Annotated in this window: 1 protein-coding gene; it reads left to right on the top strand. The window is 38.2% G+C overall.

The window, feature by feature from the left end:
* Positions 1-73 precede the first annotated feature (73 nt).
* Positions 74-1,161 (top strand): IS4 family transposase (locus tag FTV14_RS15880; protein WP_180054166.1); only part of this gene is annotated, 1,088 nt, incomplete at its 3' end.

Here is a 1,161-nt window from a genome sequence, read left to right on the forward strand (position 1 = left end):
TAATGCCAGTCAGTTAAGCAAATATTAGTAAAATGTAGTAAAAATGAGTGTATGTAAATACGCTCATTTTTTTATGACTTTATCTGAAAATTTAGATTGCACCCTTCAACATTCTTTACCTTCACTTAGCCATTTTAGTGAATTTATTGATTTCAACTGGATTGAGGAAAGTCTGCATCAAACAGGTAAGGCATCAATTAGAAGAAGGAAGTTACCTGCTGAACATGTGGTGTGGCTTGTCATTGGACTCGCTTTATTTCGAAATCAACCTATCGGATATGTCGTAGAACAGCTAAAACTTGTATTTGGTACAACAGAATATTGTGTTCCTAGCGCAGTAGTACAAGCACGACAACGTTTAGGATCAGAACCTTTAAATGCGCTATTTTCTTTACTTAGCCAAGCCTGGTTTGAAGAATCTCAGCAGCAATACTCAAACTTTCACGGTCTGAGTGTGTGCGCTGTTGATGGTGTTGTTTGGTCTATGCCTTATACAGATGAGAATTTTGCACACTTTGGTTCATCTAAAGGAAAAACTGCTGATGCTCCTTATCCACAAGTGAGAGCAACCTGCTTAGTAAATACCGCGACCCATGAAATTATAGATGCTCAAATAGGTAGTATGGATCAAGGTGAACTCACACTGGCAAGCCAATTATCTCCTTGTTCACACAGTATTACCCTATTTGATCGAGCCTATTTCTCTGCAGATTTTCTCATCGGGTGGCAAAAACGTGCAGAAGAAAGTCATTGGCTTATGCGTGCAAAAGATAATTTACGGTATGAGATTGTGGAGCGTAATTCGCAACATGACTTTCATATTAGAATGCCGATATCAACAAGAGCTAAAAAACTTAATCCAGCCTTAGGAGACTATTGGGAGGCACGTCTCATTGAGGTTGAGCAGGCAGGTAAGATTAGACGTTATATCACTTCACTAATAGATTCAAAGAGATATCCATTATTAGCTTTAGCAAAACTCTATGCCCAGCGTTGGGAAATAGAAATGTGTTACCGAGAAATCAAGAGTAACTTACAGGAAGGGAAGCATTTAAGGAGTAAACAACCTGCCTTGATTTATCAAGAATTATGGGGAGTCTTTATTGCCTATAATATTCTAAGAAGACAAATGAAATATATGGCGCAACGTGCAAAAGTCAG

The organism is Acinetobacter sp. YH12236 (genome assembly GCF_013417645.1).
Lineage (GTDB): Bacteria > Pseudomonadota > Gammaproteobacteria > Pseudomonadales > Moraxellaceae > Acinetobacter.